General features: G+C 69.7%; 14 protein-coding genes. 5 read left to right on the top strand and 9 right to left on the bottom strand.

The features are described from left to right. Window positions 1–5: 5 nt before the first annotated feature. Entirely contained in the window at window positions 6–1,541 is a 1,536-nt protein-coding gene (locus tag AC2DFQ_RS02280) for an FAD-binding oxidoreductase (protein WP_484532821.1), read from the bottom strand. A gap of 270 nt (window positions 1,542–1,811) precedes the next feature. Between AC2DFQ_RS02280 and AC2DFQ_RS02275 the strand changes: the two genes are divergently transcribed. Further along, window positions 1,812–2,816 carry an aggregation-promoting factor C-terminal-like domain-containing protein gene (locus tag AC2DFQ_RS02275; RefSeq protein WP_484509455.1) on the top strand — a complete coding sequence of 335 codons (1,005 nt, stop codon included), beginning with the start codon at window positions 1,812–1,814 and terminating at the stop codon, window positions 2,814–2,816. Here AC2DFQ_RS02275 and AC2DFQ_RS02270 read toward each other — a convergent pair. The 4 genes from AC2DFQ_RS02270 to AC2DFQ_RS02255 form a co-directional block, all read right to left on the bottom strand. Next, complete coding sequence (locus AC2DFQ_RS02270; protein ID WP_484532820.1) at window positions 2,813–3,418, bottom strand: GyrI-like domain-containing protein; 606 nt, start codon at window positions 3,416–3,418, stop codon at window positions 2,813–2,815. The two genes, AC2DFQ_RS02275 and AC2DFQ_RS02270, sit on opposite strands and share 4 nt — an antisense overlap. A gap of 52 nt (window positions 3,419–3,470) precedes the next feature. Then, window positions 3,471–5,123 (bottom strand): ABC1 kinase family protein, encoded by a 1,653-nt coding sequence (locus tag AC2DFQ_RS02265; protein ID WP_484532819.1) that lies wholly within the window; start codon window positions 5,121–5,123, stop codon window positions 3,471–3,473. 92 nt (window positions 5,124–5,215) lie between these two features. After that, a complete protein-coding gene (locus tag AC2DFQ_RS02260) occupies window positions 5,216–5,821 on the bottom strand; it encodes a PadR family transcriptional regulator (RefSeq protein WP_484532818.1) in 606 nt (201 codons plus the stop codon). 168 nt (window positions 5,822–5,989) lie between these two features. Continuing rightward, window positions 5,990–6,640 (bottom strand): hypothetical protein, encoded by a 651-nt coding sequence (locus AC2DFQ_RS02255; RefSeq protein ID WP_484532817.1) that lies wholly within the window; start codon window positions 6,638–6,640, stop codon window positions 5,990–5,992. A 75-nt stretch (window positions 6,641–6,715) separates the two neighbouring features. Here AC2DFQ_RS02255 and AC2DFQ_RS02250 point away from each other — a divergent pair, with 75 nt between their 5' ends. Next, window positions 6,716–7,114, top strand: a complete 399-nt coding sequence (locus AC2DFQ_RS02250) for a TIGR03618 family F420-dependent PPOX class oxidoreductase (protein WP_484532816.1) — start codon at window positions 6,716–6,718, stop codon at window positions 7,112–7,114. Window positions 7,115–7,125: 11 nt separating this feature from the next. Next, window positions 7,126–8,067, top strand: a complete 942-nt coding sequence (locus tag AC2DFQ_RS02245; RefSeq protein ID WP_484532815.1) for an aldo/keto reductase — start codon at window positions 7,126–7,128, stop codon at window positions 8,065–8,067. A 78-nt stretch (window positions 8,068–8,145) separates the two neighbouring features. Here AC2DFQ_RS02245 and AC2DFQ_RS02240 read toward each other — a convergent pair whose 3' ends face one another. Together AC2DFQ_RS02240 and pgi are read right to left on the bottom strand one after the other, a co-directional pair. Then, entirely contained in the window at window positions 8,146–9,048 is a 903-nt protein-coding gene (locus tag AC2DFQ_RS02240) for an aggregation-promoting factor C-terminal-like domain-containing protein (protein ID WP_484532814.1), read from the bottom strand. A 143-nt stretch (window positions 9,049–9,191) separates the two neighbouring features. After that, the gene (gene pgi, locus AC2DFQ_RS02235) at window positions 9,192–10,871 is read right to left on the bottom strand and encodes a glucose-6-phosphate isomerase (protein ID WP_484532813.1); all 1,680 of its coding nucleotides are present in this window, start codon (window positions 10,869–10,871) and stop codon (window positions 9,192–9,194) included. A gap of 115 nt (window positions 10,872–10,986) precedes the next feature. Between pgi and AC2DFQ_RS02230 the strand changes: the two genes are divergently transcribed. Continuing rightward, window positions 10,987–11,427, top strand: coding sequence for a MarR family winged helix-turn-helix transcriptional regulator (locus AC2DFQ_RS02230; RefSeq protein WP_484509464.1), 441 nt, complete (start codon window positions 10,987–10,989; stop codon window positions 11,425–11,427). Window positions 11,428–11,449: 22 nt separating this feature from the next. On the opposite strand, the gene AC2DFQ_RS02225 is transcribed toward AC2DFQ_RS02230, so the two are convergent. Together AC2DFQ_RS02225 and AC2DFQ_RS02220 are read right to left on the bottom strand one after the other, a co-directional pair. After that, entirely contained in the window at window positions 11,450–12,352 is a 903-nt protein-coding gene (locus tag AC2DFQ_RS02225) for an NAD(P)H-hydrate dehydratase (protein ID WP_484532812.1), read from the bottom strand. After that, the gene (locus tag AC2DFQ_RS02220; protein ID WP_484532811.1) at window positions 12,336–13,136 is read right to left on the bottom strand and encodes a histidine phosphatase family protein; all 801 of its coding nucleotides are present in this window, start codon (window positions 13,134–13,136) and stop codon (window positions 12,336–12,338) included. Before AC2DFQ_RS02220 ends, AC2DFQ_RS02225 begins: the two co-directional genes overlap by 17 nt. A 120-nt stretch (window positions 13,137–13,256) precedes the next feature. Here AC2DFQ_RS02220 and AC2DFQ_RS02215 point away from each other — a divergent pair, with 120 nt between their 5' ends. After that, window positions 13,257–14,318 carry an NAD(P)-dependent alcohol dehydrogenase gene (locus AC2DFQ_RS02215; RefSeq protein WP_484532810.1) on the top strand — a complete coding sequence of 354 codons (1,062 nt, stop codon included), beginning with the start codon at window positions 13,257–13,259 and terminating at the stop codon, window positions 14,316–14,318. Window positions 14,319–14,320 lie beyond the last annotated feature (2 nt).

The following is a 14,320-nucleotide window of genomic DNA, read 5'->3' as shown; positions in this document are numbered from 1 at the left end:
CGCCCTCAGTCCCCGAGCCCCGGCCAGACGCCCTGCTTACCCGGCGCGAGGATGCCGGCCGGGTCGAGCGCATCCTTGAGGCGGCCGTGCAGCCTCCCGAGGGCGCGATCGTTCCAGCCGAACGATGCGGCGATGTCGTCCATGAAGGCGAGGTGTCCGCGATACTCGCCATACCCGTCGCGCGCCAGGTCTGCGATCAATCCGTGCACGAGGGCGCGGCCGCGCGCCACCTGCTCGGCGTCGTCGCGGTCGTAGAGCACCTCGGTGACATGGACGATCGAGCGCCCCGCCGCCGTGAACGCCCCGCAGTAGTCGAATCCGGCGGCCTCGAAGCGTTCGCGGAGGCGGGAGACCTGGGCGAGGGCCTCCGTCCCGTCGAGGGGCAGGACCGGCGCGAAGGAGACGTGCCCGCCGCGACCCCCGAACCAGAACGACAGCTTCTCGGCGTACATGTCCGGGATGCCGGCCTTGATGCGATGGCCGTACGCGATGTCCTCGGGCCCGGCATCCCCCGCGTATCTCGTCACCGTGACGCGGCTGCCCGGGATCGCCGCGAAGGCCCGCTCGACCACCCCGATGCGGGCATCGAGCATTTCGGCGTGGTCGTAGAGCGCGAAGGTCATGTTCCAGCGGCCGACACCGTAGCGCTCCATGATCCGTTCGTGCACGCCGGGTGCCAGGATGCCGCGGTCTTCCTGCCACGCGCTGCGGGGACCGGAGAACGCGGCCGCACCCAGCGGGTCACCGATGACGACCGTGCTCTGGATCGTGCCGTCGAGCTTGAGCGGACGCATCGCATCGATCAGCGGTGCCAGATCGTCGAATCCGTCCACGGCCACGTCGACCGCGGCCCACGCCTCGGGCTTCGGCATCAACCACAGACCCATCTTGGTGACGATGCCGAGGTTGGATTGGAAGAAGAGTCCGTCCACGGCGGGGCCGAAGCCGGGCTTGTAGAGCTGCCACGTCCTGCTGCCCTCCATCGCGCCCATGCCGGTGCGGACGACTTCCCCGTCGGGCAGGACGACCTCCAATCCGCACACCTGGGCGGAGTGCTCCCCGTACGCGGTGTATCCCAGCCCGCGCTCCAGCGCGTTGCCGATGACACTCCCCCACGACAGGTCGGGGGCTGACGTCCAGAACGGAGCACCGCTGTCGCGCACGGCGGTGTAGAGGTCGGAGAACCGCACCCCCGGCTCGACCAGCACCGTACCGCTCACGCCGTCGATGTCCAGCACGCGGTCCATGCGGGACAGATCGACGACCACACTGCCGCTCATCCGAGGGCTCCGGCCGCCGTATCCGTTGTTGCGGCCCTGCGAGATCGGCCACAGCGTGACCCCGGTCTCCGTCGCGAGCCGTGCCAGGGCACTGACCTCCTCGACCGTCGCCGGCCGCACGACGAGGCTCGTGCGGAACTCGTCCGGGTCCCCGACCGGAAACGGGTCGGAATAGTGCTCGAGCGCGTCGTCACCGAGGACGTGCGCCGCACCGAGCAGCGCGCCGGCGGCGGCACGGAAAGCAGGAAGACCAGCGACCACGGGGCACTCCTCATCGAATGTATATAGGAACTACAACCGCCTACCGTAGCGGGTGGCGGTGACCATCCGGCGGGCCCCGCTGACGACCCGCGCATCGACGCCCGCGGCTGGCCGAATAGGCTCCGGATCGGCCTTTCCCCGGACGCGATCCGACCACACCACCCAGGTAACGCCCAGGTAACGACTGCCAAGCTTGGGGTTTTATGTCCGCATGACGCGGACGCGAGGCGCCGATTCATCGGCGTGGACCCCTTATACGGAACCGGTTTCATGCGCCCGAACACATCATCCGTCTCCACCCGCCGTACCCGCCGTCAGGCCGAACGCCGCACGCGCCGCCGCCCGGTTCTCGTCGTCGGGAGCCTTGTCCTCGCCGCCGCCTGCACGGTCGGAATGACCGGCACGGTGCCTGTCCCCCAGGCCGCCGCAGCCACCCCCTCGCCCGCCGGCACCTACGCTCTCGCCTCCTTCGGCGCGGCGATGGAGATTCAGCCCGCCGCTCCCGAGCTCGTCGAGGCGCAGGATGCGGTCGCCGCCGCCGGCGCTTCCGTTGAGGCCGCGGCCACCGTGCAGGCCGACATCGCCGCCTCAGGCCTCGACATCGGTCAGCCCGACACGTCGGTCGACACTGCATCGCTCGAGGCCGCAGCCGACCGACTCGAGGGCGCCCACGTCCTCCCCGTTCCCCTCATGCCGGCGCTCACCGAGGATGTTGCCGAGCTCGTCGCATCCGTCGACATCCGCGTCGCCGAGCTGCGAGGCGGCCTCGAGGGCGCGATCCAGAAGAAGGCCGAAGAAGAGGCCGCGGAGAAGGCGCGCATCGAAGCAGAGGCGGCCGCTGCGGCAGCCGCTGCCGCAGCGGCGAAGGCGGCGAAGCCGTCCACGGGCGGTGGTGGCGGCAGCAGCAGCCCCGCCGGCTCCGGCGGCACAGCGCCGCTCCCGGCCGTGCCCGCCGGTACGGGCGACAACAGCCCCGCGGGCGCTCAGGCGACCGCCCGTGGCATGGTCGCCGCTCGCGGGTGGGGCGAGGATCAGTTCAACTGCCTCGTGTCGCTGTGGAGCAAGGAGTCGGGCTGGCGTGTGAACGCGTCGAACTCCTCCAGCGGCGCCTACGGCATCCCCCAGGCACTCCCCGGCAGCAAGATGGCCTCGGCCGGTGCCGACTGGCAGACCAACGCCGGCACGCAGATCTCGTGGGGCCTCGGGTACATCTCCGGCCGCTACGGCACGCCGTGCGGGGCGTGGGAGCAGTCGGTCCGCGTCGGCTGGTACTAAGGCCGTGTCACCGGCTGTCGCAGGATGGTCTTGAGCTTCGCCGGAGCGGTACGGCGGGGGTCGCTCAGGTAGATCTCGTGATGGCGGCCGCTCATCTGCAGCCCATGGCTCGGGATGAATTCGTCGTGCATCGCCGCGAGCACCGGCGCCTCGTCGTCGTAGGAGCCGACGTGGAGGATCTGGACACACCGGCCCTCGGCCACCGTGTCGACACGCAGTCGCTCGAGAAGCGGAGCATCCCCTGCCGCGTCGAGCGCGCGGACGACGTCGTCGTCGGAGACCCAATCGGGCACGAGATTGAGAAGCATCCAGTTCCACTGCGACGTGTCGCGTGCGGAGGTGAAGGCCTCCCTGTCGTCGGCCCACCAGAGCGCCTCGAGCGGCGGGACCACGTAGTCGCGATCGAGCTCACGCCTGCTGAGGAACTTCAGCTTGTACGCGACGGGGTAGATCGTCTCCAGGGCGGCGCGATACTCCGCGGCGGTGTTCGGGTCGCCGGCCCCTTCCAGGGTGAGGTACCGCAGCGGGGGCATGTCGACGATCTCGAAAGTGCGCTGGGCGCCGTATCCGGCGATCTCCTTCTTGAGATCCACTGTGGTCACGCGACCAGCATGGCCGATGCCGGCCCACCATGTGGTGAGGAGCCGACGGAAGTCAGTCGAAGCCGCGGCGGCCGGCGAACCCCGCGAAGAGCGCGTAGAGCAGGGGCACGACCGACACGGCCATGAGCACCGCCCCGAAGACCGCCTCTTCCGGGCGCAGCAGGATGCCGCCGATCAGCAGCCCTGCGAACAGCACGGCCGCGAGCACGCGGCGCCCGAGACGCTCGAGCGCGCGGATTCGCCGCTCGATCCGCGGGGATTGCGCCGAGAGCCGTCCCTCCTCTATCCGCGTGATCACCTCATCGACCCGTCGCGGCAGCCGCATCATCGTGCCGGCCGCCGATGCCGCCTCTGCCGCGAAGCCCTGAACGACGTTGCCGCTCTCTTCGCGGATCAGGCGATCGGCATAGGGCTCGACGGCATCCCAGACGTTGAAGGCCGGGTCCAGCGAGCTGCACATCCCGGACGTCAACGACATGGCGCGGATGATGAGGAGGAAGTTCTCCGGCAGCTGGAACGGCAGCGACCGCAGCACGTCGCCGAACTCCGTCGCGAAGGCGCGGAACTCCCGCGGATCCACCTGCTGAAGTTCGGCGAACCCCATCCCGCCGAACCGGGCGAACACCGCAGTCAGCGCGCGTTCGAGTTCGGCGTTGTCGGCTGACGGCAGCAGGGCGCCGACGTCCTGGATCGCAGCGACCAGACCGCGGCCGTCGCGCGATGCCGCCGCGATGATCGCCTTTCGCAGACCGGCGCGGAGGTTGTCGGGAACCTCGCCCATCATCCCGAAGTCGATGAAGGTGAAGCGCCATGCGCGCCCGCCGTCGTCGGCCATGCCGAGCGGCGTGACGAAGATGTTGCCCGGATGCGGGTCGGCGTGGAAGAAGCCGTGCGCGAAGACCTGCTCGAACATGACCGCGGCGAACTGTGCGGCGACCTCGGACGGATCGATCCCGGCAGCGCGAAGCCCCTCCCGGTCGTTGATCTTGATCGCGGTGACATCCTGCAGCGTCAGCACCCGCCTGGTCGTCCGCTCCCACACCACCTCGGGCACGGCGACGCGGCCGTCGCCGGCGAACGAAGCGGCGAACCTCTCCGCATTCGCGGCCTCGTGGAGGTAGTCGACCTCCTCGAAGCTCGTGGCGGCGAACTCTTCGACCAGCGCCGGCATGTCCACTCGGTCGGCCACCGCCTTCACCCGGGTGAGCCACTGCCCCACGCGGCGCAGGGCGCGCAGGTCGACGTCGATGACCTGGTCGATCCCGGGCCGCTGGATCTTCAGGACCACCGCGGCGAGCCCCGTGTCGGCGGCATCCGCCTCGGCGAGCCGCGCCCGATGCGCCTGGCCGAGGGATGCAGCGGCCAACGGCGTCGGATCCACGAACGCGAACGCCCGCTCGAGCGGCACGCCCAATTCGGACTCGGCGAGCTCGCGGATCGCCGGGAACGGCACCGGCGGTACCTCATCCTGAAGCCCCTGCAACTCGCTCGTGATCTCCGGGGGCAGGACGTCCAGCCGCGAGGACATGAACTGTCCGACCTTGATCATGAGTCCGCCGAGATCCACCGCCAGCACGTGGAAACGCCGCGCGATGCGCTGCAGTCGGATCGCCCGGCCGCGCGCGGCCAGCCGGGCGAACCCGATGCGAGGCAGGAAGAGCTCGTACCACCACGACTGCACCAGGTATCGGGCCGCGAACCGCATGATGCGGCGATAGCGGGCGCGCATCGCGTAGGCGTCAGTCGCCGAACTCCCCTGACGCCCGTGGGCAGGCAGGGGGCCGGACGCGGACAACCTCAGCCCTGAGCGAGGATGGAGAAGAGCTTCCGACGTGCCTCATCCAGCACGGCGACGGCTTCCTTCACCTGCTCCTGGCTGCCCGAGCGACCCACCTGTGCGGCCGCCTGGGCGAGATCCATGCCCGCCTTGGCCAGCGTCGAGTGACGCCCGCCCTCGCGCGCACCCGAGGTCTCCCAGGGTGCGGACTTGTCGGTCTCGGCGCCGGCGACGATACGTCCCTCGTCGGTGAGCGAATAGGTCTTCCGACCACCCGACTCCTCGGCGTCGATGAGTCCCTCGTCGGCGAGGAGCTGCAGCGTGGGGTACACCGAACCGGGGCTCGGCTTCCAGCTGCCGCCGCTGCGCTCTTCGATCTCGGAAATGATCTGGTAGCCGTGCATCGGCTTCTCGGCGAGGAGCGCGAGGACCGCCGCGCGCACGTCGCCGCGCTGCATCCGCGTGCTGGGCTTGGGCATGAAGGACTTGCTGAACTGCTCCATCGCGTCCCACAGGCCGTTGATCGGCCAACCGGCGCCGGAGCCCGAACTGGAACCCGAACCCGTGCTCGGGCGGCCTGCGCCGCCGAATCCGCCGAACGCGTCGCCCATGAATGAACCGCTCATGATGACCTCCCTGTGCCGAGCACGAACAGCTCGACGATACATAACGATATATCGCTCAAGCCCGGCCGAACCGGTTCTGCGGTGAACTACCAGGTTGGGCGGGACTGTACGACGGTTGCGGGCCGCGGCGACTCTCGCCGGTCACAGCGCTCTGCGGGCCGAGAGGGCTCAGAGATCGCTGAAGTCATTGGCGGGCGCCTGAATCTCACTGACTGTGTCGCCCTCCAGGCCGAGCAGGAGGAACTGGACGCCCGTTTCCCCAGGGTTGGTCAGCGACTGGGTACCGGGCACCTCGACCGCCCCGATGCCCAGCCAGTCTGCGATTCCGTCACCGTCCTCGTCATAGGAGTCCCATGCTCCCGCGGTCAGGGCCTCGGCCCGCGTGGAGCCCACCGTGATCCCCTCGGCGGTTTGCACGTGGGCTCCACCGAGAGTGGCCGATCGCACCCAGACGTTCGCCGTGCCACCGGAGACACTCACCTCGACGTCGTCCCACTCGTAACGCGTTCCCATGCTCGTACCGTTGCCCCACGGGTCTTCGATGTCACTCACCGCGGGCGCCGAACCGACCAGTGAGCCGACGAACGTGACGATCTCGTCGCCATCGTCGAAAGCGACGCCGGTTCCGCCAGCGGGGTTAGCGAAGCCATCGAGCGTGATGGTGACAACCGGTGCGGGCGCGGACGGGGTGGGGCTGGAGGCGGGCGACGACGCCGCCGGGCTCGCCGCCGACGGCGGGGACTGCTCGGCAACCGGAGCGGCGCAGCCGGTCAGAAGGAGGGCCGCCGTCAATAGTGCGATCGCGCGAGGGCGTGACATGACCAGACTGTACTGCCCCCGACTGCCCTGCGCATCCTTCCCCCGTCCACACCGTGCTTCCCCTACCCTGTGGATATGCCGAACAGCTGGGAAGACGTCCGCCCGTATCTCGTCCGGGGGGCCGTCGCCCATGTGGCGACACTGCTGCCCGACGGCTCACCGCACTCCGTGCCGGTGTGGGTCGACGTCGAAGGCGACAGGCTCGCGTTCTTCTCCCTCGCCGGCTCACGCAAGGACAAGAATCTGCGCGCCGACCCCCGCGTCGCACTCTCGATCACGCACCCGGACAATCCGCTCGACATGGCGACCGTCCGCGGCCGTATGGTCGAGCGGATCGACGGGGATGCGGCGATGGAGATCGTCGACCGGATCGCACGTCTCTACACTGGCAAGGACCACGCCTACCGCTCGGGCTATGCCGTGTTCCTCATCCAGCCCGAGGTGTGCTGGGCGCACGACTACACCGCCGAGTAGCGCGCGTCCGCGTGGCCCGCATCGGCTCGAGCGACCTCGACGTCGTCCCCCTCGCCCTCGGTGGCAACGTGTTTGGTTGGACCGCCGACCGCGACGCCTCTTTCGCCGTGCTCGACGCCTTCCACGCGGGCGGCGGCGACTTCCTCGACACCGCAGACGGCTATAGCGCGTGGGTCAGCGGGCACTCCGGTGGCGAGAGCGAGACGCTCATCGGCGAATGGCTCGCCGCCCGGAAACCCCGCGATCTGGTGGTCGCGACGAAGGTGAGCAGCCACCCCGATTTCCGAGGACTCTCCCCGAAGAACGTCCGCGCCGCCGCCGAAGCGTCGTTGACGCGGCTGGGGCTGGACACCATCGACCTGTACTACGCACACTTCGATGACGCCGACACTCCGCTCGAAGAGACGGTCGCCGCCTTCAACGACCTCGTCACGGACGGCCTGGTGCGCTATACGGCGGTGTCGAATTACTCAGCCGACCGCATCCGCTCCTGGATCTCACTCGCTCAGGCCGCCGGCGGGGCCGTCCCCGTCGCCATCCAGCCGCGCTACAACCTCGTACACCGAGGCGATGTCGAGACGCACGTCATTCCGATCGCCGAGGAGTTCGGAATGACACTCGTGCCGTACCCCGCCCTGGCGACCGGCTTCCTCACCGGCAAGTACCGGTCCCCCGATGCCGCAGGACAATCGCCGCGCGCGGGCGGCGCGTCGCAGTACGCCACACCTCGAGGACTGGCGATCATCGATGCGCTCGAGGAGATCGGCCACGACCATGACGTCGCGATCGCGAGCATCGCCCTGGCGTGGCTCCGGCAGCAGCCGGCCGTCGCGGCGCCCATCGCCAGCGCATCCAGGCCGGAGCAGGTCGGCGACCTGCTTGCGAGCCTGCGGGTGGAGCTCACCGCCGACGAGGTCGCACGGTTGAACGACATCTCGAACCCTGCGGCATAGCCGAGCACTCCGATCCGCGGGCCGGTATCCGCGTGCCGGCTCCCTGCCGCTGCCGAGCTCTGCCCTGCCGGGTGATTCTCAGTACCAGTTGACGGCCTGCGACTTGCCCCACGCCGCGCACGGGCTCCCGTAGGCGCGATCGATGTAATCCAGCCCCCACGCGATCTGCGTGGCGGCGCTGGTCTGCCAGTCGGCGCCGGCGCTGGCCATCTTGCTGCCGGGGAGCGACTGCGGGATGCCGGTGGCCCCACTCGACGCGTTGTACGCCTGGTAGTTCCAGTTGGACTCCTTCTCCCACAGCGACGCCAGACACGAGAACTGGTCGCCGCCCCAGCCGAAGCGCTCGGCGGCCATCTGCTGTGCCAGCGCCTTCGCGCCGGCCGGAGTGTTGGCCGCAGCGCGGAGGTCCGCCTGCCGCTGCGCCTCGGCGGTGGCTGCGGCCTCCGCCTGCCGCTGGGCCTCGGCGGCAGCCTCCTCCGCCGCCTTCTGAGTGCGCGCCGCTTCCAGAGCGGCGCGCACTTCTGCCGTGCGCTCGTCGACGATGCGCGTCTGCGCTTCGGCGTCTTCGGCCACCTGCGGGAAGAGCAGCGCCGGGACGATCCCCGCGGCCGACAGCCGCCCGATCGCAGAGCGCAACGCTTCCGTGTCCACCGAGGCGGAAGCGTCTCCGACACTGAGCCCCGAGCCGGCGACCTCCGTCGTGACGGCCGTCGCCCGGGCGACCGCGGCCTCGGCGTTGGCCAGGGTGAGCTGGGCGTCGGCGGTGCTCATGCTGAGAGGCTGGAGCAGCGCCACAGACTCCGCGACGAAGACGTTCGTCTCGTTCTCCCGGATGACCGACTCGCCCACCCGCTCGGCGGCGGCGGCTGCCACGCCGGTCGTTCCGACGACAGCGAGCGCGGCCCCCGCGCAGGCCGTGGCGATCGCGGCGAAGCGGCGGGAGGAACGGTGGGATGGCGTGACGGTGCGAACTGCAGGCATGACGAACGTACGTCCTTGAGGGATCGGCGCCAGCGTGGCGCAAGGCGTCTTCGGGTAAGACACCAAGCCTCAAGTCTGCGCGCCCCACCCTGGACGAACCCTCCGTACGCCCCAGACCTCCGCCTGGGCGCGCTCGCGGCGGGTCAGGGGCGCTGAGACCGGTAGTACGCGAGCAGCGCCTTCGTGGACGCATCCTGCGCCTCGAGCGCGGCGGCATCCCCCTCGATCGCAGGGGCGATCTGGAGGGCGAGCTGCTTGCCGAGTTCGACCCCCCACTGGTCGAAGGAGTTGATGCCCCAGATCGTGCCCTGCGTGAAGGTGATGTGCTCGTACAGCGCGATGAGCTGCCCGAGCACCGACGGGGTCAGCGCCGGTCCGAAGATCGACGTGGTCGGGCGGTTGCCCGGGAACGTGCGCGCCGCCACCAGCGCGCCGCTCGTCCCCTCCGCCTCGACCTCCTCCGCAGTCTTGCCGAACGCCAGCGCCTTCGTCTGTGCGAGGAAGTTCGCCAGGAACAGCCCGTGCACGTCACGGCCGTCGTCCTCCAGCGGATACGCCGGGTTCGCGAAGGCGATGAAGTCGCCGGGGATGAGACGTGTTCCCTGGTGGATGAGCTGGTAGAACGCGTGCTGTCCGTTTGTACCGGGTTCACCCCAGAACACCTCGCCGGTGTCCGTGGTCACCGGCGTGCCGTCCCAGCGCACCGACTTGCCGTTGGACTCCATCGTCAGCTGCTGCAGGTATGCGGGGAAGCGGTTCAGCTGCTGCGCGTAGGGCAGAACGGCGTGCGACTGTGCACCGAGGAAGTTCGTGTACCAGACATTCAGGAGCCCCATGAGGACGGGGACGTTCTGCGCGAGCGGCGTGGATGCCACGTGCTCGTCGACCGTGTGGAAGCCCGCGAGCAGCTCGCGGAACGCGTCGGGTCCGAGCGTGATGGCCAGCGAGAGGCCGATGGCGGAGTCGACGGAGTACCGACCGCCGACCCAGTCCCAGAACCCGAACGCGTTGGCCGGATCGATCCCGAACTCGGCGACCTTGTCGAGGGCGGTAGAAACCGCGACGAAGTGGCTGGCCACAGCGTCGGTGCGGGATGCGTCGGAATCGTCGATCGCACCGCGCTCGGCGAGCCGCGCCCAGAGCCAGTCGCGCGCGAGACGCGCGTTGGTGAGGGTCTCCAACGTCGTGAACGTCTTCGAGGCGACCACGAACAGGGTGGTCTCGGGATCCAGGCCCTCGGTCTTCTGCGCCGCATCCGTCGGATCGATGTTGGAGACGAAGCGCGCCTCGATTCCGGCGTCCGCGTAGGGCTTCAGGGCCTCGTAGACCATCACGGGGCCGAGATCCGAGCCGCCGATGCCGATGTTGACGACGTGCGTGACCTTCTTGCCGGTGATCCCGCGCCACCGGCCCGACCGCACGCCTTCGGCGAACTCCGACATCCGCCCGAGCACCTCGTGCACGTCCGAATCGATGTGCTGGCCGTCGACGACGAGCTCGGGTTCGGCATGGCCGGGCCGCCGCAGCGCCGTGTGCAGCACCGCGCGGTCCTCGCTGGTGTTGAGGTGCACGCCCCGCAGCATGGCGGCGTACCGCTCGGCGACACCGGTCTCTTCGGCCAGCTTGACGAGGGAGGCGAGGATCTCGTCGGTGACGAGGTTCTTCGACAGGTCGACGTGCAGATCGCCGAGCGTGTGCGTCATCCGCTGGACGCGGCTCGGATCGAGCGCGAACCACGCGCGGAGATCCGGCACGAAGGTCTCGCGAGCGGCGGTCAGCTCGCGCCAGGCGGACGTGGACGTGGGGTCGACAGGAGCGGTCACCCCTCCACGCTAGCGAGGTCTGAGCATCCTGGCTCCGTCGTCGCCGGTCGGCGTGCTAACGCGGCACCGTCACGTACTTATGATTGCATAATCATACCCGGCGTAGACTCATGCCATGACCGCCATGCCCGGAGCCGACGACCTCGCCGCCCTCGCCGACGTCGTCCTGGATCTCGCGCACCGGCTGGACATCCGCAACCCCGCACTGCGCGACGTCGTCCCGCTCACCGGCACCGAGATCGCGGTCCTCCGCGAAGTGCACCGCACCCCGGGCACCACCCCGAGTCAGGTCGCGGAGGTGACCGGACTGGCTCGCAGCAACGTGAGCACGGCCATCCGCACCCTCGAGACCGGCGGACTCGTCATTCGCCGGCAGACGCCGGATGACGCCCGCTCCGTGACTCTCGTCGCCACGCGCAAGGCGCAGACCAGCATCGCGCGGATCAACGCCTACTGGGCCGCCCGTCTCGCGGAGGCGCCGGCGGACGCGGTCAGCCGCGCGGTGGCGGCAGTGGAGGCGCTCCGCGAAGTGGCGAACTCACTCGACCAGGGGTGACGTCCGGGTCTCCCCCGAGCGGTCAGACGATCTCGCGCAGCGCGAGGGGCAGTTCTGCGACGAGCTCGCGGGCGAGGAACCCGAGCCCCAGTCGCTCGGTGAGGCGGTCGCCCGCACGCCCGTGCACCCACGTGCCCCACACCGCCGCGTGCACGAGGTCGGTGCCGCGCGCGACGAAGCCGGTGACCGCGCCGGAGAGAACGTCGCCGCTGCCCGATGTCGCAAGACCGGGGCCGCCGGTGCCGACCTGCCACGACGCACCGTCCGGTCCGGCCACCGTGTCGTAGCAGGTGACGACCGCGCGATACTGGCGAGCGACCTCGTGCACATCCGCTGCCAGATCGTCGCTCGCGTCGCGCGGCTCGGGTGCGCCCTCCAGGAGAAGCGCCAGCTCTTCCCGATTCGGGGTGAGGACGAGACCGTCGGGCAGGCGCGCCCGATCGATGCGCGGAAGCACGCCCAGGGCGTATGCATCCAGCACGAGGCAGCGCGGGCCGGCATCGGCCACGGCCAGCAGCGTGTCTGCTGTCTCATCGGCATCGTCGAAGCCCGGTCCGACGAGCACGGCGTCGGCGGCGGCGAGCTTGTCGCGCGCGGCGGAATCGAACGGGTCCGTCGCCTTCTCGGGCAGTGTGAGGATGGCCGCTTCGGGCAGGACGGTGCCCAGCTGCACGCTCACGGTGCCCGGTGCGTAGACACCCACCCGGCCCGCGCCCACCCGCAACGTCGCCTCCGCGGCAAGGATCACTCCCCCGGGCGTACGCCGCGATCCGCCGATCACGATGACGTCGCCCCGCGACTTCTTGTCGGCGCCGGGGTCCGGAAGACCCCACTCCTTCAGCAGCTCCGGCGTCACCGTCTGGGCGGCGCCGGATGCGGCGGAGGCTGCCGCGTCCGACGGCTGGCGTTCACTCGGCGCGGACATCGGAGCCCCCCGGGTGGACTGCGTCCGTATCGGCTGCGTGCGGGGAGTCCTCGTGCGCCTCTCCTGGACCCGCCTCGAGATCGGGCGCGCCCTCGTGCACGGTGACGTCGGCGCCTTCCTCGCGGAGATGGCTCACATCGGCGAAGGACGACACCTGCCACCCCGAATCCGTCGAATCCAGTCGCGTGATCGAGGCGTTGAGCACCGGGTTGGCGGCGGCGAACTCGAGGAGTTCCTCCTCCTGCAAGCTCATCAGGAGTGACGTGATCAATGTCACCACCGCGTCATGGGCGACGATCAGCGCGGACTCCTCCGGACGGGCGAACAGGTCGCCGAGGAACGACCGCAGTCGGAGCGCCACGTCGGCCCATGACTCCCCGCCGGGCGGCCGGTGGTAGTACTTGCCCAGGTGGCGGCGGCGCTCGGCCTCTTCGGGATACCGCCGGACCACACCGCTGGTCGTCAAGAGGTCGAGGATCCCCAGTTCGCGGTCGCGGAGGCGTTCATCGAGGCCGACGACGGCGGGGTTCTCCCCGAGCGCGATGGCGAGCGTCTCGCGTGCACGGAAGTAGGGCGAGACCCAGTAGGTCGCGATCTCGTCGCGGTGCTCCCCCACCCACACGCCGAGGGCGCGCGCCTGTTCCTCCCCCGTGGGAGACAGCGGGACGTCGGAGTCCCGGATGTCCAGCGGGATGCGTTCGAGACCTTCCCGTTCGGCGCGTGTCGCAGCGACATTTCCCACACTCTCGCCGTGGCGCGCGAGCCACAGAGTTCTCATCGGCATTCGCCCATCGTAGAAGTGCCTGGGCGATCGCGAGCGGGGGTTGCGCTCGCCTGTCAGGGCGGACCGACCCGACGAATTACCCGCTAGACAGACAAACCAACTAGTTGGTAATGTGCTGGCATGAACGCAATCGCCTTGCAAGCCGCCGAGTACGGCGCGCCCCTTACCCCCGTTTCCATCCCGCGTCGCGCGCTTCGGCCGGACGACCTGGAGGTTGCGGTCACCTACTGCGGCGTCTGCCACAGTGATCTCCACGCGCTGCACACGAGCCCAGACGAGGGCGGGACCTTCCCGCTCGTTCCCGGCCATGAGTTCGTCGGCGAGGTGGTCGCCGTCGGCCCGGAGGTGACGAACTTCCGCGTCGGCGACTTCGTGGCCGTGGGCAACATCGTCGACTCGTGCGGCGTCTGCCGCATGTGCCGCGCCGGCCAGGAGAACTTCTGCGAGCAGGTCGCGACGCTCACCTACGGCGGACGCGACCGCGTGGACGGAACGATCACCGCGGGCGCGTACTCCACTCGGTACGTCGTTCGCGAGCATTTCGCCTACCGTCTTCCGGACAACCTCGACCCTGCGGCCGTTGCGCCGCTCATGTGCGCGGGAATCACCGTGTGGGAGCCGCTGCGGATCGCCGGGGTGGGGCCCGGCACGCGCCTGGGGGTCGTGGGGCTCGGCGGCCTCGGCCACCTCGCGGTCAAGCTCGGCAAGGCCCTCGGAGCCGAAGTGACCGTGTTCACCAGGTCGGCGAGCAAGACCGAGGACGCACTCGCGCTCGGCGCATCGCACGTCGTCGTGTCCACGGATGCCGACGCCATGCGCGCGCGGCTGAGCTCGCTCGACGTCATTCTCGACACCGTCTCCGCCGATCACGACCTCGCACCGTATCTGCACGTCCTGGACCTCGACGGCACCCTGTTCTCCCTCGGGTATCTGGGTCCCGTCACGGTGGAGACGGTGGATCTCGTCTACGGGCACAAGAAGCTCAGCTCGTCCGGCGGCAGCGGGCACCGCTACACCCAGGACCTCCTGGACTTCTGCTCCGAACACGGTGTCGTTGCCGACGTGGAGGTGGTTCCCGCGTCCGGAATCGCCCAAGCACTCGACCGGCTCGGACGAAACGACGTCCACTACCGGTTCGTGCTGGATCTGCGGGACCTCGGCGAGAGCACGATCCTCGCCTGACG

The organism is Microbacterium sp. Z11_20, from assembly GCF_057197605.1.
This window is presented reverse-complemented; position numbering and strand designations above follow the sequence as displayed.